Raw genomic sequence first — 18,086 nt, forward strand, 5'->3', positions numbered from 1 at the left:
CGCAAAGAGGCGCAGAGTTTTTCAGGTTTGCTATCTTCTAAAAAAATTACACCAAGTTTAAGAAAACTCAGCCTTATCAAGTGAAGTGATACTTTAGATAATTAGTTGCCCAGAAGGGCGCAGATTATGAAAAGTTTTTCATCTCTCTTTGGTAAGACTAAAAAAAATAAATTAGCTCGTTTTACAACTACTTTCATAGCTTCCTTAGCATTAGCTGGCAGTATTAACTCTGCTCACGCTACTAATATCAAAACACCCACTCTCAAAGAAAATACATCTGCATCAGTCACGCTAGAACAAACTCAGCCAACTATTACTCAATATCAAGCGGCTGCGGTTGATCCTTTGGTACTTGTCCCCATTGTGATAGTTGGTGGCTTAGTCATCTTTTTTCCCTTGTTCTTTGGGGGTTTAGTCGTTATTGGTGAACGAGAAGTTGGTATTGTCGTCAAAAAATTTGCTATTTCTGGACGGGGACTACCAGCCGGGCGTTTAATTGCTCTTAACGGTGAAGCAGGTTTACAAGCCGATACTCTTGCTCCTGGTTGGCACTGGGGTTACTGGCCTTGGCAATATTCGGTACGCAAGGAGTCAGTAGTTGTAGTTCCCCAAGGTGAAATTGCTTTAATTGTGGCTGCGGATGGTGGTTCTATTCCGCCAGAACGGATTTTAGGTAAAATTGTCGATTGTGATAACTTCCAAGATGCCCGGAAGTTTCTCACCCAAAGTGGTGAAAAAGGTCGGCAAATGGGCTTTCTGACTGCTGGTACATACCGGATTAATACTGCTTTATTTAAAGTAATTACGACTGCTAACGCCACCTCTCAGGGGATGAATCCTGAACAGTTACGGGTGCATACTGTGGCATCTGATAAAGTCGGCATTATCACCACCTTAGATGGTATGCCTATTGCTGTGGGCGAAATTGCTGGCCCCGTAATTCCAGGACACGATAACTTCCAAAACGGGCAGAAATTTTTGGATGGTGGGGGACGCAGGGGTTTACAAGAACAAATTCTGCTGTCTGGTTCTTGGAATCTTAATCCCTGGCTTGTCAACGTGGAACAAGTGCCAATGACAGAAATTCCCATTGGTTATGTTGGGGTGGTGATTTCCTTTGTAGGGGAAGCTCAAGAAGATGTGAGCGGCGCGTCTTTCACCCACGGTAACTTAGTAAATCCTGGACATAAAGGTGTTTGGGTTGAGCCTCTGTATCCGGGTAAACACCCCATCAACACCCGCATTATGAAGGTAGAGTTAGTCCCGACGACTAATATCGTATTAAATTGGTCAGGACGCACAGAACGGCACAAATACGACGCAAATTTAGCATCTTTAACAGTACGTTCTAAAGATGGTTTTGCCTTTGATTTAGAAGTTTCGCAAATCATCCACGTCGGCGCGTTGGATGCACCAAAGGTAATTTCCCGTGTGGGTGCAATGCAAAACTTGGTTGATAACGTTCTAGAACCTAGTATTGGTAATTATTTCCGCAACTCAGCCCAAGATTACACTGTACTAGATTTCTTAAATGCTCGGAGTGAACGGCAAATTGAAGCATCAGAGTATATTAAAGCCGCATTACGGGCTTATGATGTGCAAGCGATTGATACTTTAATTGGGGATATTCAGCCGCCAGCATCACTGATGCAAACTCAAACAGACCGTAAAATTGCCGAAGAAGAACGCAAGACTTACGAAGTGCAGCAAATGGCGCAAACCCAACGCCAAAAACTGGTGCGGGAGACAGCCTTGGCTGATATTCAGCAAGAAATGGTGAAATCAGAGCAAAGTGTTCAAATTGCGGAACTCAAAGCCCAAGCGCACATTAAGCAGGCGAATGGGGAGGCTGAATCTACAAAACTCCGAGCGATCGCGGAAGCTGAAGGAATTAGGGCTACAGGTAACGCCAAAGCCGAAACCTACCGTGCTGGGGTGGAAGCCTTGGGAACACAAGGTTATACAGCCATGCAACTCATGCAGATTATTGGCGATCGCAATGTCCGTTTAATCCCTGATATCTTAGTTGGTGGTAGTAATGGCAGCACTAACGGTTTAGTTGATGGGTTACTATCTATGATTTTATGGAATCAAACCAATAAAAATGGTGAAGTCACACCCATATACCCAGAGCTAGTAACACCTCCATCACAGGTAACTAACGGCACTATTGACACTGCCCACGGTTAAATAGGGTGTAGGGTGAGGGGCTTGGGAATTTAAATCTGTTTGCTGTTCATTATTCACTAGACTTCTTGCATAAATACTTTGGTGTTTCTAACAAGATTGTTTAAAAGCTCACGCATTCGCCCTTGGCGTTCCGCTTGCGGTAGGCGCAAAGACGCAAAGAAGAACGCAGGAAAATAACTCTTGAAGTTATGTATTAGGATTGTTCAATTATTCGTGCAAGAGGTCTACTGTTAAAAAAATAACCCCTAACAACAGGGGTTATTGATCATAAAATAGCGGATTAACTGATTAACTAAACAGCAGCAACCTCTTTTGACTCAAAGAAAGCTGCTAAAACTCTCTCTGCTATCTGACGGCTAGTTAATCCCAATTCGGCTTTAGATTGGTCTGGTGTAGCGTGTTCCACTAATACATCTGGAATGCCAATGCGCTTCACAGGAACTAGTACATCAGCATCTAGTAAAGCTTCTGCTACGGCTGAACCAAAACCGCCCATTACACAACCTTCTTCAAGAGTGACCACCCGCCCAATCTTCTGAGCCAAAGGTACAATTAAATCTGTATCCAAAGGCTTGACAAATCGGGCATTAATCACACTTGCTTCAATACCATGTTCGCTGAGGATTTGTGCTGCTTGCATACTGGGGTAAACCATAGTGCCATAGCCGATGATTAATACATCATCACCATGACGGAGAATTTCACCCTTACCAATTTCTAAAGATTCCCAACCTTCTTCCATCAGGGGAACACCATATCCATTGCCTCTGGGGAAACGCATAGCAATAGGGCCACTAGTATGGTTAATCCCAGTAACCATCATCCGTTGCAGTTCAGCTTCATCTTTAGGGGCCATCAGCACCATATTAGGAATACAACGCAGATAGGCAATATCATACATACCTTGGTGAGTAGGGCCATCTGCACCTACAATACCTGACCTATCTAGACAAAAGAAGACTGGGAGGTTTTGGATACAGACATCATGAATTATCTGGTCATAAGCCCGTTGTAAAAAGGTAGAGTAGATAGCAACCACCGGGCGCATATCTTCACAAGCTAGTCCCGCCGCTAGGGTAACGGCGTGTTGTTCTGCAATGCCAACATCAATGTATTGATGGGGTAACTTCGCTTGGAGTTTGTCTAAGCCTGTGCCTGTGGCCATCGCCGCAGTAATCCCAATAATTTTGGGATTTTGTTCAGCGAGTTTGACGAGGGTGTGAGAAAACACCTTGGCATATGAGGGGGGTTTAGGCTTGCTAGAAGGAATAGCTTTGCCAGTTGACAAGTTAAAGGGGGTTTGGGCGTGGTAGCCTACTTGGTCTTTTTCCGCGATTTCATAACCTTTACCCTTGACTGTGGCCACATGGACTAAAACTGGCCCAGCAATTTGATGTGCCTGTTGGAAGGTGGCAATTAATTCTTCCAAATTATGCCCGTCTACTGGCCCCATGTAAGTGAAGCCCAATTCTTCAAACACTGCTCCAACTTTGGGAACAGCCAAACGCTTCATCCCTTCCTTAATGCGTCCTAATTCGGGAGATAAGGATTCACCCACAAAAGGAATATGTTTGAACTGTTCTTCAAAATTATCTTTGATAAACTGCACCGGCGGACTGAGGCGCATTTTATTGAGGTAGCGAGGAATTGCTCCTACATTGGGAGAGATGGACATCTCATTATCGTTGAGAACCACCAATAGGTTAGTTTTGGGTAAGTGTCCGGCGTGGTTGATAGCTTCTAAAGCCATACCACCAGTTAAAGCACCATCTCCAATGACTGCAACAGCCTTAAATTTTTCCCCTTTCATATCTCGTGCGACAGCCATACCCAATGCTGCTGAGATACTTGTAGAAGCATGACCTGCCCCAAAGTGGTCAAATTCATTTTCACAACGCTTCAGATAGCCAGCAACTCCGTCTTTTTGCCGCAGGGTGTGAAAGTTACTGTAACGTCCTGTAATGAGTTTGTGAGGATAAGCTTGGTGTCCGACATCCCAAATTACTTTATCCCGATCTAAATCTAGAGTCTGGTAAAGCCCTAGTGTTAACTCTACAACACCCAAACCAGGCCCTAGATGTCCGCCATATTCTGCTACTGTTTGTAGGTGCTTATCTCGGATTTGACGGGCTATCTGTTGCAATTGCCGGATAGATAAACCGTGCAACTGATTGGGATGGGTGATTTCGCTCAGGTGCATATTATAGTGTTTTCCTCTCTAATCTCTAACTTTCGGTATTTTGATTTTCCCACGGTCGGGCTGCCGACAGAATTAGACTCTTACTAAATAGCAGTCTAAAATGTAATTGTCTGTAACGGGTAATTAGACACAAGACCTTCAGCATTTTTGACGAGTATTTATGCTCAAAGTTTGTACCGCGAAATTACTTTAAAGTATGTATTCAGTTACATTCTCAGACAGTAACAAAATAGACATTATTTAGCGAAAATCAAGAAGAAGCCGATATTATATGTATGTTATCTTTTTGCTTTTCACTTTTGAATCTGGCATTGTGAAGATTAGAAAGATGGCGGGGTGTTGGTAACACCGCGAACTTCTGGTGTTTCCGGTTGCTTTTGTTGTCTTTGCAAATATTTACTCAAAAGATAGGCCATATCCCCGCGATTCATCGGTCTTAAAGGGGATATATTATTTTGAGCATCAGTGTTAATAAATCCTTCTGTAACTACTGTAGCGATCGCTCTTCTAGCCCAACTAGGTATAGATCCTGCATCTGGATATGGAGCGAGAATTTCATTTACAGAATCATCACCAAACTGAAATACGCCATAAGCTTGGGCGAAAATAGCCAACCCTTCTGCCCTTGTCACCCTTTGATTCGGGAAGAATAAATTCCCTCGATAACCTCTCATCACATCTGTTTTCAGCACTATCTGAATATCTCGATATGCCCAGTGAGAAGGAGGAACATCTGCAACAGATATTGATTTTTCTTGTTTAGCAGCTTCTCGTTTATCTAAATGAAATGTTTTGACTAAAATCACTGCTAATTCTGCACGACTCATTGACCGTTCTGGATAAAAATTACCATCTGGGGAATTAGTCATCAATTGGGCAGCAATTACCTGTTGAATTACCTCTGATGTCACTCCCGCAGTAGTTTCGGTCGCTTGCGCTTGCACAATTACCGGGAAGCTTTGGAGTAGTAGCACTAAAGAAAATGTACTCAGCCAAGGGCGCATAGTTCTAACCACCGTAAATCTGCTTCTTTGATAGACGACGCATTACGCACTGATTATGTTGACATATTTTTACTCGGTAAGGTTGCCGAATTTAGGCAAACAGGACATTGGGCAGAAAAATTCAAAATTCAAAATTCAAAATTCAAAATTGAAGAGTTTTACTCCCCCTGCTCCCTGCCCCCTGCCCCCTGCCCCCTGCTCCCTGTCTCCCTTGTCCCCCTTGTCTCCCTTGTCCCCCTGCTCCCCTGCCCCCTGCCCCTGCCCCTTTCTACCTCAATTGTGTCAACAGAGAATATTGAAGTGTCAGGGATTGTAGTATAGTCTGCTGTGGACAAGCCTTTTATTTAGACGATATTTCAGGAGTTTTGGGCATGACAGCAGATCCCGTTACTTTGATGAAGCAAGAAGTTGGTAAAGCCGCAGCTGCTATGGTCAAGTCTGATTCAATTGTCGGCTTGGGTACTGGTTCAACTACAGCTTACACGATTCAGTATTTAGGCGATCGCTTAAAATCTGGTGAACTAAAAGATATTGTCGGTATCCCTACTTCATTTCAGTCTGAGGTGTTGGCAAAAAAATACGGCGTTCCTCTCACTACCCTTGATGCTGTTGACCATATTGATATTGCCATTGATGGGGCTGATGAAGTTGACCCCAACAAGAACTTAATTAAAGGTGGTGGCGCAGCTCATACCCGTGAGAAGGTAGTTGATTACTTAGCAAATCAATTTATAGTCGTTGTAGATAGTGGCAAATTAGTAGAGCGTTTAGGTTCTGTATTTGCTGTACCAGTCGAAGTGATTCCGATGGCAATTACCCCCGTCACTAATGCAATTAAGCAACTCGGAGGTAAACCAGAACTGCGTATGGGCGTAAAAAAAGCTGGGCCAGTGATCACTGACCAAGGTAACTTTGTCTTAGACGTTCGATTTGACTCTATTGACGACCCAGTCAACTTAGAAAAGGTTCTCAATAACATCCCTGGTGTTCTCGAAAATGGGATCTTTGTCAACTGTGCCGATGTAGTGTTAGTTGGCGAGGTTGTAGATGCTCAACCAGTAGTAAGACAACTGTGAATCACTAGGGGTGTAAGGGTAGGGTGTTGACTTTGATGAGATTTACCTATTCTTTATTCATAAAGTTTTGGTGTCATCATCGGTGAACCAAATTCAATAAGTAATAAGTAATAAGTAATGGCTATTTACTCATTACTTATTACTCATTACTCAAAGAAGAAAAGGATTGTGCATGAATTTTTCACCCCTGAAAAGGAACAGGGCTTAAAAGCCTTGGGTGGCTAGCTGCTCTTTCTTCCCCCTACACCCCTACACCCTCAACGGGGCTTGGTAAATATCTCTGCTTCTTCAAATAATTATTCTATGCGTTCTCTAACCCAAACACGAAATGATTTGAGCAAAGCAATTTCACCCATGCTTTTACTTTGCTGAATAAATCTACTCATCTCACTTGCAGACACTATAGGAAAGGCCAGACTAAATTCATCCTCAATATATTGACCGTTAACTAACTGATAAAATTTTAAGTTGTATCCGTCATATCTCCACAATTCAGCAATACCTAACGCTGAGTAAATATTAAATTTGTTGACTGAACTGCTAGTAATGTCTATTTCTATGGCTAAATCAGGTGGCGGATCTGTTTCTAAATTTAATTTTTCTTTACCTCTTACTCTAAATTCATTTTGGATATAGTAACAGTTATCTGGTTCTATACCTCGTTTAGCTAATGGCAATTTTAAGGTTGTAGAGCCAGCAGTTTTTATTTCTAAGTCTAATTCTTCAACTAAGGCAAACACTAAACGATCAAACTGAATTTTAGGGTTTTCGTGTTCAAAAAGTGGGGTCATAATTTCTAAAGTGCCGCAGTCATACGCAAACCTAGAACCTCTATGCTCGCCTGTATCTCTGAGCAAGGCTTCAAAGGTTTCCCAGCTAACGTTATGTAAAACTGTTCTTTGTTCGGCAGGAGTTGACTGTATGAGCATATGACAATACTTATTCTGTCAAAATATGCGATAAAATTCCTAAAATTTTACCTATGTTATTAATATAATATTCACTTAAGTCAATTTCGACTACTTGTTCATAAAGTTTCAAAAACTTCCAGTTAGTACCTGTAGTCACAGTTCCATAAATAGTCTGAATATTATTGCCTTCACGTTCATTGAATAATTTTGCTGCTATCATTTCGGCTACACATTGACCTAAGCCAGCATTGATATTTTCTTTCTTAGCTTCTACAATGGTGACTACTGGTGCATTGACAATTAATAATTCTGGTGAACGGCTGATAATAAAAGCACAGTTACCATTTAATCCCTGTGCTGGTTCGACAGTGAAATCAATGCCAGAAAATAAGCTTATTTGATTACTTAAATATTTTCTAATAGCAATTAAAATTGGTACAATAATCATCTCTGAACGAGATTTTTCTGTATTGCTAGCAAGAGCTAATGGAATATTTTCTTTTAAGATTTCTGTCAATAATACAGGAGAATATATTTCTGGGATAGATGCAAATATATCTAATTTATCGGCGATGGTTAAACCAAAAGTTTTCCTCACTTTGTCTAAAGTAAAGTCACTGTATGACATTGTAGCGACTCCTGTAATTTAGCGAGTCAAAGAAAAGAAGTGATTTTAAGACTATAAGTAGCTCAGTGTTAAAAACTATCGCTATGTCAAGGCAGGAGGCAGGAGGTAAGAGGGTTACAGGTTTGTTTACTTTTCTTAACTTAGTTTTCTTAAACTAGACTTTTTCATAAAAATTAAAAGGTGGGCAATGCCCACCCTAAATTAACCAAATATTCCAGCAAAAAAATCAATGGTTTCCTTGAGTGCTTTAATGAAAACGTCAATTTCCTCGCGGGTGCTGTAGAAAGATAAACTGACTCGCGCGGTGGCTGGTAAACCTAAATGGCGGTGTAATGGTTGGGTGCAATGATGTCCAGAACGAATGGCTACGCCTTCTTGATCTAATAATGTAGATAAGTCGTTGGCGTGGATACCTTCAACAGTAAATGCTGCTAAAGCGGCTCTACCTTCACCTTTCGCATCGGGTTCTGGCCCGTAGATTCTGACTTGGGGAATTTTAGCTAATTCTTGGAACAAATAAGCTGTTAATTCTGCTTCGTAGGCGTGGATTTTATCCATACCTATGTTAGTAAGATAATCTATCGCTGCACCAATGGCGATCGCTTCCCCAATTGCCGGTGTTCCCGCTTCAAATTTATGGGGTAATTCGGCATAGGTGGAATGATCTAAATATACTTCGGCAATCATTTCACCACCACCAAAAAATGGTGGCATTGCTTCTAGTAATTCCAACTTTCCATACAAGAAACCTATACCAGTAGGAGCACACATTTTGTGTCCAGATGCTACCAACCAATCACAGTCGATTTGTTGGACATCAACAGGCATATGAGGCACACTTTGACAAGCATCAACTAAGAATTTCGCGCCGTATCTGTGAGCAATTTTCGCAATCTCTGCCACTGGATTTATACAACCCAGTGTATTAGAAACATGAACTATAGAAACTAATTTAGTTTTCTCAGAAATCAGTTGTTTAAACTGTTCTAAATCAAAGGTTTCTTCTGGTGTTAATTCCACAAACTTGAGAACCGCACCAGTTCTTTGGGCAACGAATTGCCAAGGCACAATATTACTGTGGTGTTCCATCACCGACAGAATAATTTCATCCCCAGCTTTTAAATTGTTCATTCCCCAACTATAAGCTACAAGGTTAATGGCTTCGCTGGCGTTGCGGGTGTAAACAATTTCTTGGCGGGAAGCTGCATTAATAAATTTGGCGATTTTATCCCGTGCGCCTTCATAAGCATCGGTGGCTTTTGCGCTGAGGGTGTGCGCTCCTCGATGCACGTTGGCGTTATATTCTTCGTAGTAATCCCTGAGTGCATTTAATACGAAGAATGGTTTTTGTGATGTCGCCGCATTGTCTAAATAAACCAATGGTTTATCGTTGATTTCTTGATGCAATAGCGGGAAATCAGCACGGACTTTATCAGCTAAGGTTTTGGTAGGAGTGTACGTCATTGGTAATTCGTAATTCGTAATTCGTAATGGGCTGCGCCCCGCTACGCTCTAAGCGCAGCTATGCCGCAGGCTGTACGTAATTCGTAATTCGTAATTTTGTTATTACTCATTAATTACGAATTACGGGCTATTTATTCATTAGTTAGGGACTTAAATTTGGTGACGGCGGTTAGCAATTTTTCTCGCAATGAGGGGACTGGGATATGGTTGATGATTTCGGCGGCGAAAGCGTTAACTAGTAGCTTGCGCGCGTCGTTGCTATCAATACCCCGGCTTTGCAGATAGAATATTTCATCATCTTCTAACTGGCTGACTGTCGCGCCGTGGGCGCATTTGACGTTGTCGGCGGTGATTTCTAGTTGGGGTTTGGTGTCAACTCTGGCTTTTGATGATAGCAGCAAGTGACGGTTTAACTGGGCTGCGTCGGTTAGCTGTGCTGGTTTGGGTACGAAAACTTTACCGTTGAAGACTGCGTGAGCGCGATCGCCGATAATACATTTATGTAATTGTTTACTTGTACCATAGGGATGATTGAGAGCGATCGCACTGTGGGTATCCGCTACTTGATTCCCTGCAATCATTGTCAACCCATTGAGAGTTGTTTCAGTTTGCTCACCAGTTTGCAAAATCTCTAAATTATGTCGTGATAGCTTTGCACCCAAGCTAATGGCGTGACAAGTATAACGGCTATAACGCGCTTGAGTAACGGCAGTCTTACCAATGTGGAAAGCTTGTTTACTATCTCTCTCAACTCTAGTGTGAGTTACATGAGCGTTATCTGCAATGACAATTTCCGTAACAGCGTTGGTGAGGTAAACCCCCGCTTCCCCTGTGGTAGTCACGTAATCTTCAATCACACTCACCTGTGAGCCACTTTCCGCGACTACTAAACACCGAGGTTGAGCGATAGTTGCTGTTTCCCCACCCACGGAGATAAATAATAGATGTATCGGCGTTTCCACGATGACATTTTTCGCCACCAAAACAACAGCGACATCAGATATACCCGCCGTGTTGAGTGCAGTAAATACCTCTAATGCTCCCTCAGCTTGGGCTAAATGCTTTTGTACCCGTTCCTGTTCAGTTAGAGGTAGCGCATTTAAATTACCGACAACTACACCACTCGGTAAATCTGCAACGGCTGATAACTCTGGTGCGTACACACCGTTAACAAACACCAAGCGGCTGTTATGAGATTCTGGTACTGTAAATGTGCTGATATCAGGGGATGTTGCTTGTAAGGTTTGGAATTTTACCTGGCGCAACTCCGACAAATCAGTAAATCGCCATTCTTCCTCACGGGTAGTAGGAATAGTAGAATGATGCACCCAATTTGCCGCGCATTCTCTAATTTCCTGTAACCAACCTGTAGAAGCTGGTACAGTCACCTGATTTAACAAAGCCACTAACTCAGCATCTCTATCTAACAAAGTAGCTGTCAAACTCGCCACATCCGAGTTAGGAATTGCACTAGGAGAAACTTGATTTGTCATTACACACCCACCCCAACCGCAGTTTCTTCCAACAGCCAGTCATAACCACGAGATTCTAATTCCAGTGCTAATTCCTTACCGCCACTGGTGATAATTTGTCCCCGCGCCATAACATGGACAAAATCAGGAACAATATAATCTAGTAACCGTTGGTAGTGGGTAATCATGATTGTGGCATTTTCTGGGCTAGTGAGTTGATTTACCCCATGCGCCACAATTTTCAGAGCGTCAATATCTAAACCCGAATCAGTTTCATCCAAAATTGCCAACTTCGGCTCTAACAAAGCCATCTGCAAAATTTCGTTGCGCTTCTTCTCCCCACCAGAGAAACCTTCATTGACACTACGTTCGAGGAAAGCGGGATTCATCTTCACCACTTCCAACTTTTCCTCAATCAAATCATCAAAATCGAAAGCGTCTAACTCTTCCAAACCTTGAGCCTTGCGACGAGAATTATATGCTACCCGCAAGAAATCCAAATTACTCACCCCAGGAATTTCCAAAGGATATTGGAACGCCAAAAACACACCAGCCCTAGCCCGTTCCTCCGGTTCTAACTCCAGCAAATTCTGTCCCTGGAAAATCACCTCACCACCAGTCACAGTATAAGCCGGATGTCCCGACAACACCTTAGAAAAAGTACTCTTCCCCGAACCATTTGGCCCCATAATCGCGTGAACTTCCCCAGCCCGCACTTCCAAATTCACACCCTTAAGGATTGGCGTACCATCAACCTCAGCCGTCAAACCCTTAACAGACAAAATCACATCACTATTTTCAACAATCATGTTCTCTCTCTCTTCTCTCTTCTCTCTCTTCTCTTTGCGTACCTTTGCGTTAACCTCCGCGCCCCTTTGCGTTCAGAAATTAACCCACACTACCTTCCAACTTCAGACTCAACAACTTATCAGCCTCCACCGCAAACTCCATAGGTAGCTGATTAAACACATCCTTACAGAAGCCGCTAATCATCATCGAAATCGCGTCTTCCGCCGAAATTCCCCGTTGAGCAAAGTAAAATAACTGATCTTCCCCAATCTTAGAAGTAGAAGCCTCATGCTCCACCTTCCCAGTATTATTCTGCACTTGAATATAAGGGAAAGTATTAGCGTGAGCATTATCCCCAATCAGCATCGAGTCGCACTGAGAATAATTCCGCGCCCCTTCCGCCTTGGGATTAATTTTCACCAAACCTCGGTAGCTATTACTAGACTTACCTGCGGAAATACCCTTAGAAATAATAGTGCTGCGGGTATTTTTGCCGATGTGAATCATCTTTGTCCCGGTGTCAGCTTGCTGCATATTATTAGTTAACGCCACCGAGTAAAATTCACCGACAGAATTATCCCCAACTAACACACAGCTAGGATACTTCCAAGTAATCGCTGAACCAGTTTCTACTTGTGTCCAAGAAATTTTGGAGTTTACGCCTTGACACAAACCGCGCTTGGTAACGAAGTTGTAAATCCCACCTTTACCGTTAGCATCACCAGCGTACCAGTTTTGCACAGTAGAGTATTTAATCTCCGCGTTATCCAGGGCGACAAGTTCCACTACAGCCGCGTGTAATTGGTTGCTGTCGTACATTGGCGCAGTGCAACCTTCTAAATAGGAAACATAGCTACCTTCTTCGGCTACAATCAAAGTCCGTTCAAATTGCCCTGTATCACCGGAGTTGATGCGGAAGTAGGTAGACAGTTCCATCGGGCATTTTACGCCTTTAGGAATATAGACAAAAGAACCGTCACTAAATACCGCCGAGTTGAGGGCGGCGAAATAATTATCAGCAATGGGAACAACACTACCCAGATATTTTTGTACGAGTTCTGGGTGTTCCCGCAGTGCTTCAGAAATTGAGCAGAAAATTACGCCGTCTTGGGCGAGTTTTTCTTTAAAGGTAGTAGCGACGGAAACGCTGTCAAAAATTGCGTCTACAGCAACGTTTGCCAATCGCTTCTGCTCAGATAGGGGGATACCTAACTTCTCGAAAGTTTCTAGGAGGGTAGGATCTACTTCCTCTAAGCTGTTGAGTTTTTCTTTCTTTTTCTTAGGGGCGGAATAATAGATGATATCCTGATAATCAATAGGTGGATAGGTGACGCTTGGCCAAGTTGGCTCAGTCATTTTTAGCCACTGGCGGTAAGCTCTGAGACGAAACTCCAGCATAAACTCCGGCTCTTCTTTCTTAGCGGAGATTAAGCGGATTACGTCCTCGTTTAGTCCACGCGGAATGGTGTCGGTTTCAATATCAGTGACGAAACCGTACTTGTAGGGTTGGTTGACTAAGGTTTTGACAGTAGCACTCATCGCTAGTGGTCTCTCGTGTTCAGGAAGTGTTGCTCTTTCAGGATCGAAGACGGGTTTAGTTAGGATATCTACCCATCTGGTCTAACCTTGTGATTAGACGACTGTTACAATAAGGATATAGACTAAAACAACATGGTTGTTGTTTAATGTAATTCCATTTTACGCTAGATTAACAACAACGATGTTGTTAAAGTCAAATTTTCTCAAAAAATTTTTTGGACTCAGATGGCGACTACTCAACAGTCCTCAACTAAGCAAGAGATCCTAGAGTATCTCCTCAAGCATTCCCAAGCCACAGCCCTAGACTTGGCGGAAATTTTAGATGTTAGTCCCCAAGCGATTCGTCGTCATCTCAAAGATTTGGAGATGGAGGAGTTGATTATTTATTCCACCACGGTACAAGCTGGCATGGGGCGGCCGCAACACGTTTATGAATTGAGCCGCCAAGGACGAGAACGCCTGCATAAATCAGCTAGCGATCGCCACGGAGATTTTGCCGTTTCGTTGCTTGACACCTTAGCCGCAACGGTAGGACAAGACCAATTTAAGACCATTTTACAAAAACAATGGGAACGCAAAGCCCAAGAATACCGCGATCGCGTCGGTAACGGTTCACTCGAAGAACGGGTAGCTAATTTAGTCTCACTGCGAAAAGCTGAAGGTTTCATGGCAGAATATCACCCTGTAGATTCCCCTGGTTCACCAGAGGAGAAACGGTTTATTTTCATGGAACATAACTGTGCAATTTCTAATGTGGCGGAATCATTCCCCAGCGTTTGCGGCCATGAACTAGAAATGTTTGCGGCGGTTCTCCCAGACTGTACAGTTGAGCGTACCCACTGGCTAATTAACGGCGAACATCGTTGCGGCTATCTAGTCCAAGAGCGTAAATAAAAATTAAAATACGTAAATTGATGATCTTATTCAGTGTAAGCCATGAATTATGGCAAATTAGTAGAGCAGTTTACCAATTATTGACCAATATCACCCAAAGCTAACTTTTAAGCTATCATGCCTATTGGGGTTCGGTTTTTGAATTTTGAATTTTGTAGCTTGCTTCCCGTAGGGTATTTTGAATTGTTATGGATTTACCATCACAACAGCCATCAACTCAATTTCTCACCTTAGAAGAGTCAGAGAAAGTAGATGCGGCTTTATTATCTTCATCAGAAAAGTTTTTAACTAGATTAACAATTTCTTCCCTGAAACTTTTAAAACACATCGCGCAAGAATATGGTGTAGCGATTGAAGACTTAACCACACAACAAGTAATCACTTGGTTTGAAAAAGATGGCAAAATGAGACGAGAAGCAGGGATAGAAGCTGCTTATTTGAAGTGGTAAATTGGGGAGCGATCGCCCACCGCCAACCATCAACCCTTAAATCAAATATTGTTACTCCCGGCAAAGTAGCCATTGAGGATATTTGTCCATAAATCTACTAACCGTTTCAGGGTAGCCAAAAATAATTCAAAATCACACTAGCCAAAAAAAGATTTGTCTGCTATATTAAGAAATGTGTGAAAAGCAAGGCTCAGTAGCTCAGTTGGTTAGAGCACGGGACTCATAAGCCTGGGGTCGTCTGTTCAAGTCAGACCTGAGCCATTTGATTAACAAGAAATCACCTCTAATTTTTCAAAATATTAAGCTGAAATGACAGGAAACTGTATCTCAGTAACATAGGATTCATTGCGCTGTTCGTTACCACCAATAAGATATACTTCACGGTTTGGCCCGGTAACTTTGTAGCCATTGGCCTCAATCCAAGAAACTAAGGCTGCATAGGCTTGGCTGATAGTATCATAACTGCCATGATGAATTAAACAGGCGATTTTCTCTAGCCTAGGTAACTCGTAAACTTTGATTCTTTCATTACCTTTGACTAATCCTGTAATGGAAATTACCGCTTCCCCATCGACATCACTATCTTTATAGCCTGGGTCATGCCAAATAGCCCCATAATAATCACCAACTTGGGCTGACTGTTGTTTGAGATACTCGTGTAATTCATCATAAAGTATGCCTATACTGGCGTAATTGGGTAAAATCTCGCGGATAGAGACAACTTCAATAGGTTCAGCCTTTTTGATCACAACCTCATAGTTAGACATATTATTCTCCTGTTCAATTTGCTTGAGTCTTGCTTCTACTCGTCTGAGTCTTGCTTGTTCTGCTTCTACTAACTGTTGAATTTCGGCTTGCTTGAGTCGTAGCATTCCCCGAATTTGGGCTGGGGGTAAATTCTCATCTAGTAGCGTGCTAATTTGTTCTAGAGAAAAACCCAAATCTTTGAAAGCTAAAATGCGATTCAGTCGGGGTAATTGTTCAGGTGAGTAGTAGCGGTAGCCTGTAAGGTTGTCTACTTGTAATGGTTTGAGTAATGCCATTTGATCGTAGAGACGCAGTGCTTTGACACTCACCTGACTGAGCTTGGAAAAATCACCTATTTTTAACATCTTGGTATTTGGGTTAAGTCTCAGACTTTCTCAACTAAACACCCTGCCGTAAGGGTAGAGTCAAGAGACGATAGCAAAATTTTTGTCGTCAGGAGAGTGTCAATCTTTCGCAGTTCCTAATTATTGATCTTCTATGTGGCGAAGAACTTCGGCAATTGACCAAGCCTGTGCGACTGCGCCTCTGGGTTGGTGGGGTGGGTTGCCATCAAAAATTTCGGAAATTGAACCTAGACAAACATCTTGGAATAAGTGATCTAACAACGGTTGCCAACTAAAAGGTAGTGGTTGTTCCGGTAAAAAACGCTGCCAAGCGCGGATAAAGGGGCCGATTAACCAAGTCCAGACAGTACCTTGGTGATAAGCGCGATCGCGGTTTTCGCTATTACCTACACATTTACCAATGTATTCTGGATCTGCTGGGTCAAGAGAGCGCAGACCATAGGGAGTTAGCAAGCGATAAGTAGCTAAATCTAAGACCTGACGACCTTGGGATTGGGAAAAACCGCAATGATGTAAAGACAATGCTAAAACTGCATTGGGGCGAATTTGAGCATTGCGGCGATCGTCAACGTCAATGGTGTCATACAAATAACCCAACTGGGGATTCCAGAATTTTTGTAAGGAAGCTTTTACTTGTTGTGCCTGTTGAGCATAACGCTTTCCTTGATTGGCGAAACGGACTGCATCACCAACTTCTAGCTGACTTAAACGTTCTGCCCATTGACTCATCCAACATAAAGCAGAATACCACAGGGCATTAATTTCCACCGCTTTACCGGGACGAGGTGTTACAGGTTGTCCATTCACTAAAGCATCCATCCAAGTCAGAGCAACACTAGGTGCATCCCAACCCAACAGTCCATCAGTTGCGTCTACTTGAATGTTGTAGCGTGTACCACCAATAAAAGCTTTATGAATTTGCTGTACAACTGGAAACTGTTCAGCTAAAAATTGCCAATCTTGGGTAGCTTCCAAGTAAAGTCCTAAAGTTTCAACCCACCACAAAGCAGCATCAATGCTATTGTAGAACGGCTCACTGTCCATATCTGGGAAAGCATTAGGAATCAGACCATAACGACAGTAACGCCCAAAAGTTTGCAGCAGACCTTTAGCTACTTCAAAACGTCCAGTTACCAAAGTCAACCCAGGTAAAGCAATTAAGGTGTCTCTACCCCAATCATTAAACCAGTGATAACCAGCAATCACCGTAGGGCCACCAATAGAAGCTCGATAAACAATAAATTGATCGCTGGCTTTTAATAATTGTCGCCAAATTGGGGATTGGGCATGGGTGATGGGGCATTGGGGATGATCCATATTCCCAGTTCCCAATCCCCAGTCCCCAGTCCCCAGTCCCCAGTCCCCAGTCCCCAATCTCCCAGTATCTAGATCCCAACCAAAAATTTGAGACAGTCGCTCTTGTTCTGCGGCTACAGCTTCTGTAAAAGTATCAGGGGTGAGAACATCCGGTGATTGTTCAGGAAAACCCATCCTGGCTTCTAAAGTTACTGCATCTCCTGGCTTGAGAATCACAGATAAATAACCGGGACTGAAAAGGTCTTCATGATTGCACAGTCCCCGTTCTGTCTCCTCTGGAAACTCGTAATTCCAGTACCACAGGGGATCGGCTTGATATTCCCCTTGTGTCCAACGCAATTGCCAAGGTGTACCAAAGTGTCCAGACATAATTGCCTGTAAACAAACCTGTTGATCACCAAGTAATTGGGAAAATTGTAAGTCGGAACTACCGATTTGTTGACCATGAAAATCCCGATCAGCTATCAACAATCGCAGTCTCAAAACCGCAGTTTCTCTACCTTCATAACGATATTGAATTAACAGACGATGGCTCATTGGCCAGTGGCAAGTCTGATTTTCTTGGCTATTGCCTAACAAACCATGCGGCATCACCAATTGCCTGCTTAGTTGCCAATCATTCTGTCCCCAAATCCATTTAGGAACAGGGTTAATATCGAAGGATTGCAGCAATTTGTAGCCTTTCGGCTCGATATTACCTGTACCCCAAATATTCGTTCCCAGTGCCACAACTTTCTCTGAGACTTCCAAGCTAGCTTCTAGATGCGAAAACAATAGGGTGCGGCCGGCCGGTGGATTTGTTGCCGCAAATAACCAACCGTGATAAGTCCGGGTGCGGACATCACTAACAGTTCCACTGGCAAAACTGCCCAAGCCATTGGTCAATAACCATTCTCTTGTATCTAAATCAACCATGTGCTACTCAAAATCGTTATGAGTATGATATAGTTGTAACAGATCGTAATCAAACTGTGACAGAGCGTGGATGGGTAAGATTTACTTGACCCCAACTCCAACGCTAGTAAACGGATATAAGTTGAA

At 42.9% G+C, this 18,086-nt stretch carries 15 protein-coding genes and 1 tRNA gene; 5 read left to right on the forward strand and 11 right to left on the reverse strand.

Annotated features, from left to right (window positions below; genetic code table 11):
- The first annotated feature begins 126 nt into the window (after positions 1 to 126).
- Entirely contained in the window at positions 127 to 2,190 is a 2,064-nt protein-coding gene (locus tag ACPZ3T_RS19745) for an SPFH domain-containing protein (RefSeq protein ID WP_490271159.1), read from the forward strand.
- 292 nt (positions 2,191 to 2,482) lie between these two features.
- On the opposite strand, the gene dxs is transcribed toward ACPZ3T_RS19745, so the two are convergent.
- From dxs to ACPZ3T_RS19760, 3 genes are all read right to left on the reverse strand, one after another.
- Positions 2,483 to 4,390: a 1-deoxy-D-xylulose-5-phosphate synthase gene (gene dxs, locus ACPZ3T_RS19750; RefSeq protein ID WP_490271160.1), complete on the reverse strand. Its 1,908-nt coding sequence runs from the start codon at positions 4,388 to 4,390 to the stop codon at positions 2,483 to 2,485.
- Positions 4,391 to 4,710: 320 nt separating this feature from the next.
- Entirely contained in the window at positions 4,711 to 5,394 is a 684-nt protein-coding gene (locus ACPZ3T_RS19755; protein WP_490277287.1) for an S-layer homology domain-containing protein, read from the reverse strand.
- Positions 5,395 to 5,552: 158 nt separating this feature from the next.
- The gene (locus tag ACPZ3T_RS19760) at positions 5,553 to 5,729 is read right to left on the reverse strand and encodes a hypothetical protein (RefSeq protein ID WP_490271161.1); all 177 of its coding nucleotides are present in this window, start codon (positions 5,727 to 5,729) and stop codon (positions 5,553 to 5,555) included.
- A 30-nt stretch (positions 5,730 to 5,759) separates the two neighbouring features.
- On the opposite strand from ACPZ3T_RS19760, the gene rpiA reads away from it, so the two are divergent.
- On the forward strand, positions 5,760 to 6,470 hold the full coding sequence (rpiA, locus tag ACPZ3T_RS19765; RefSeq protein WP_490271162.1) for a ribose-5-phosphate isomerase RpiA: 711 nt from the start codon (positions 5,760 to 5,762) through the stop codon (positions 6,468 to 6,470).
- Between the two features lie 296 nt (positions 6,471 to 6,766).
- Here the strand turns inward: rpiA and ACPZ3T_RS19770 are convergent, their stop codons facing one another.
- The 6 genes from ACPZ3T_RS19770 to sufB form a co-directional block, all read right to left on the reverse strand.
- Positions 6,767 to 7,399, reverse strand: a complete 633-nt coding sequence (locus ACPZ3T_RS19770) for a Uma2 family endonuclease (protein ID WP_490271163.1) — start codon at positions 7,397 to 7,399, stop codon at positions 6,767 to 6,769.
- A 10-nt stretch (positions 7,400 to 7,409) separates the two neighbouring features.
- Positions 7,410 to 8,009, reverse strand: a complete 600-nt coding sequence (locus tag ACPZ3T_RS19775) for a hypothetical protein (protein WP_490271164.1) — start codon at positions 8,007 to 8,009, stop codon at positions 7,410 to 7,412.
- A 201-nt stretch (positions 8,010 to 8,210) separates the two neighbouring features.
- A complete protein-coding gene (locus ACPZ3T_RS19780; RefSeq protein WP_490271165.1) occupies positions 8,211 to 9,473 on the reverse strand; it encodes a cysteine desulfurase in 1,263 nt (420 codons plus the stop codon).
- A gap of 131 nt (positions 9,474 to 9,604) precedes the next feature.
- Positions 9,605 to 10,966 (reverse strand): Fe-S cluster assembly protein SufD, encoded by a 1,362-nt coding sequence (gene sufD / locus ACPZ3T_RS19785; RefSeq protein WP_490271166.1) that lies wholly within the window; start codon positions 10,964 to 10,966, stop codon positions 9,605 to 9,607.
- Complete coding sequence (sufC, locus tag ACPZ3T_RS19790) at positions 10,966 to 11,754, reverse strand: Fe-S cluster assembly ATPase SufC (protein ID WP_490271167.1); 789 nt, start codon at positions 11,752 to 11,754, stop codon at positions 10,966 to 10,968. Before sufC ends, sufD begins: the two co-directional genes overlap by 1 nt.
- A 79-nt stretch (positions 11,755 to 11,833) precedes the next feature.
- Positions 11,834 to 13,273, reverse strand: coding sequence for a Fe-S cluster assembly protein SufB (gene sufB, locus ACPZ3T_RS19795; protein WP_490271168.1), 1,440 nt, complete (start codon positions 13,271 to 13,273; stop codon positions 11,834 to 11,836).
- Positions 13,274 to 13,498: 225 nt separating this feature from the next.
- Here sufB and sufR point away from each other — a divergent pair, with 225 nt between their 5' ends.
- From sufR to ACPZ3T_RS19810, 3 genes are all read left to right on the forward strand, one after another.
- A complete protein-coding gene (sufR, locus tag ACPZ3T_RS19800) occupies positions 13,499 to 14,167 on the forward strand; it encodes an iron-sulfur cluster biosynthesis transcriptional regulator SufR (RefSeq protein ID WP_490271169.1) in 669 nt (222 codons plus the stop codon).
- A 188-nt stretch (positions 14,168 to 14,355) separates the two neighbouring features.
- Positions 14,356 to 14,616, forward strand: coding sequence for a hypothetical protein (locus ACPZ3T_RS19805; RefSeq protein ID WP_490271170.1), 261 nt, complete (start codon positions 14,356 to 14,358; stop codon positions 14,614 to 14,616).
- A gap of 187 nt (positions 14,617 to 14,803) precedes the next feature.
- A tRNA-Met gene (locus ACPZ3T_RS19810) sits at positions 14,804 to 14,877 on the forward strand.
- Between the two features lie 38 nt (positions 14,878 to 14,915).
- Here ACPZ3T_RS19810 and ACPZ3T_RS19815 read toward each other — a convergent pair.
- Both ACPZ3T_RS19815 and ACPZ3T_RS19820 read right to left on the reverse strand, forming a co-directional pair.
- Complete coding sequence (locus ACPZ3T_RS19815; RefSeq protein ID WP_490271171.1) at positions 14,916 to 15,728, reverse strand: MerR family transcriptional regulator; 813 nt, start codon at positions 15,726 to 15,728, stop codon at positions 14,916 to 14,918.
- A 120-nt stretch (positions 15,729 to 15,848) separates the two neighbouring features.
- Complete coding sequence (locus ACPZ3T_RS19820; RefSeq protein WP_490271172.1) at positions 15,849 to 17,960, reverse strand: amylo-alpha-1,6-glucosidase; 2,112 nt, start codon at positions 17,958 to 17,960, stop codon at positions 15,849 to 15,851.
- Positions 17,961 to 18,086: the final 126 nt, after the last annotated feature.

Source organism: Aliinostoc maniaoense (genome assembly GCF_058172895.1).

What these genes read in the sequence shown, in the direction of transcription:
- ACPZ3T_RS19745 (WP_490271159.1), top strand. Translation starts at nt 127, where the DNA reads ATGAAAAGTTTTTCATCTCTCTTTGGTAAGACTAAAAAAAATAAATTA.
- dxs (WP_490271160.1), bottom strand. Translation starts at nt 4,390, where the DNA reads ATGCACCTGAGCGAAATCACCCATCCCAATCAGTTGCACGGTTTATCT.
- ACPZ3T_RS19755 (WP_490277287.1), bottom strand. Translation starts at nt 5,394, where the DNA reads ATGCGCCCTTGGCTGAGTACATTTTCTTTAGTGCTACTACTCCAAAGC.
- ACPZ3T_RS19770 (WP_490271163.1), bottom strand. Translation starts at nt 7,399, where the DNA reads ATGCTCATACAGTCAACTCCTGCCGAACAAAGAACAGTTTTACATAAC.
- ACPZ3T_RS19775 (WP_490271164.1), bottom strand. Translation starts at nt 8,009, where the DNA reads ATGTCATACAGTGACTTTACTTTAGACAAAGTGAGGAAAACTTTTGGT.
- ACPZ3T_RS19780 (WP_490271165.1), bottom strand. Translation starts at nt 9,473, where the DNA reads ATGACGTACACTCCTACCAAAACCTTAGCTGATAAAGTCCGTGCTGAT.
- sufD (WP_490271166.1), bottom strand. Translation starts at nt 10,966, where the DNA reads ATGACAAATCAAGTTTCTCCTAGTGCAATTCCTAACTCGGATGTGGCG.
- sufC (WP_490271167.1), bottom strand. Translation starts at nt 11,754, where the DNA reads ATGATTGTTGAAAATAGTGATGTGATTTTGTCTGTTAAGGGTTTGACG.
- sufB (WP_490271168.1), bottom strand. Translation starts at nt 13,273, where the DNA reads ATGAGTGCTACTGTCAAAACCTTAGTCAACCAACCCTACAAGTACGGT.
- sufR (WP_490271169.1), top strand. Translation starts at nt 13,499, where the DNA reads ATGGCGACTACTCAACAGTCCTCAACTAAGCAAGAGATCCTAGAGTAT.
- ACPZ3T_RS19805 (WP_490271170.1), top strand. Translation starts at nt 14,356, where the DNA reads ATGGATTTACCATCACAACAGCCATCAACTCAATTTCTCACCTTAGAA.
- ACPZ3T_RS19815 (WP_490271171.1), bottom strand. Translation starts at nt 15,728, where the DNA reads ATGTTAAAAATAGGTGATTTTTCCAAGCTCAGTCAGGTGAGTGTCAAA.
- ACPZ3T_RS19820 (WP_490271172.1), bottom strand. Translation starts at nt 17,960, where the DNA reads ATGGTTGATTTAGATACAAGAGAATGGTTATTGACCAATGGCTTGGGC.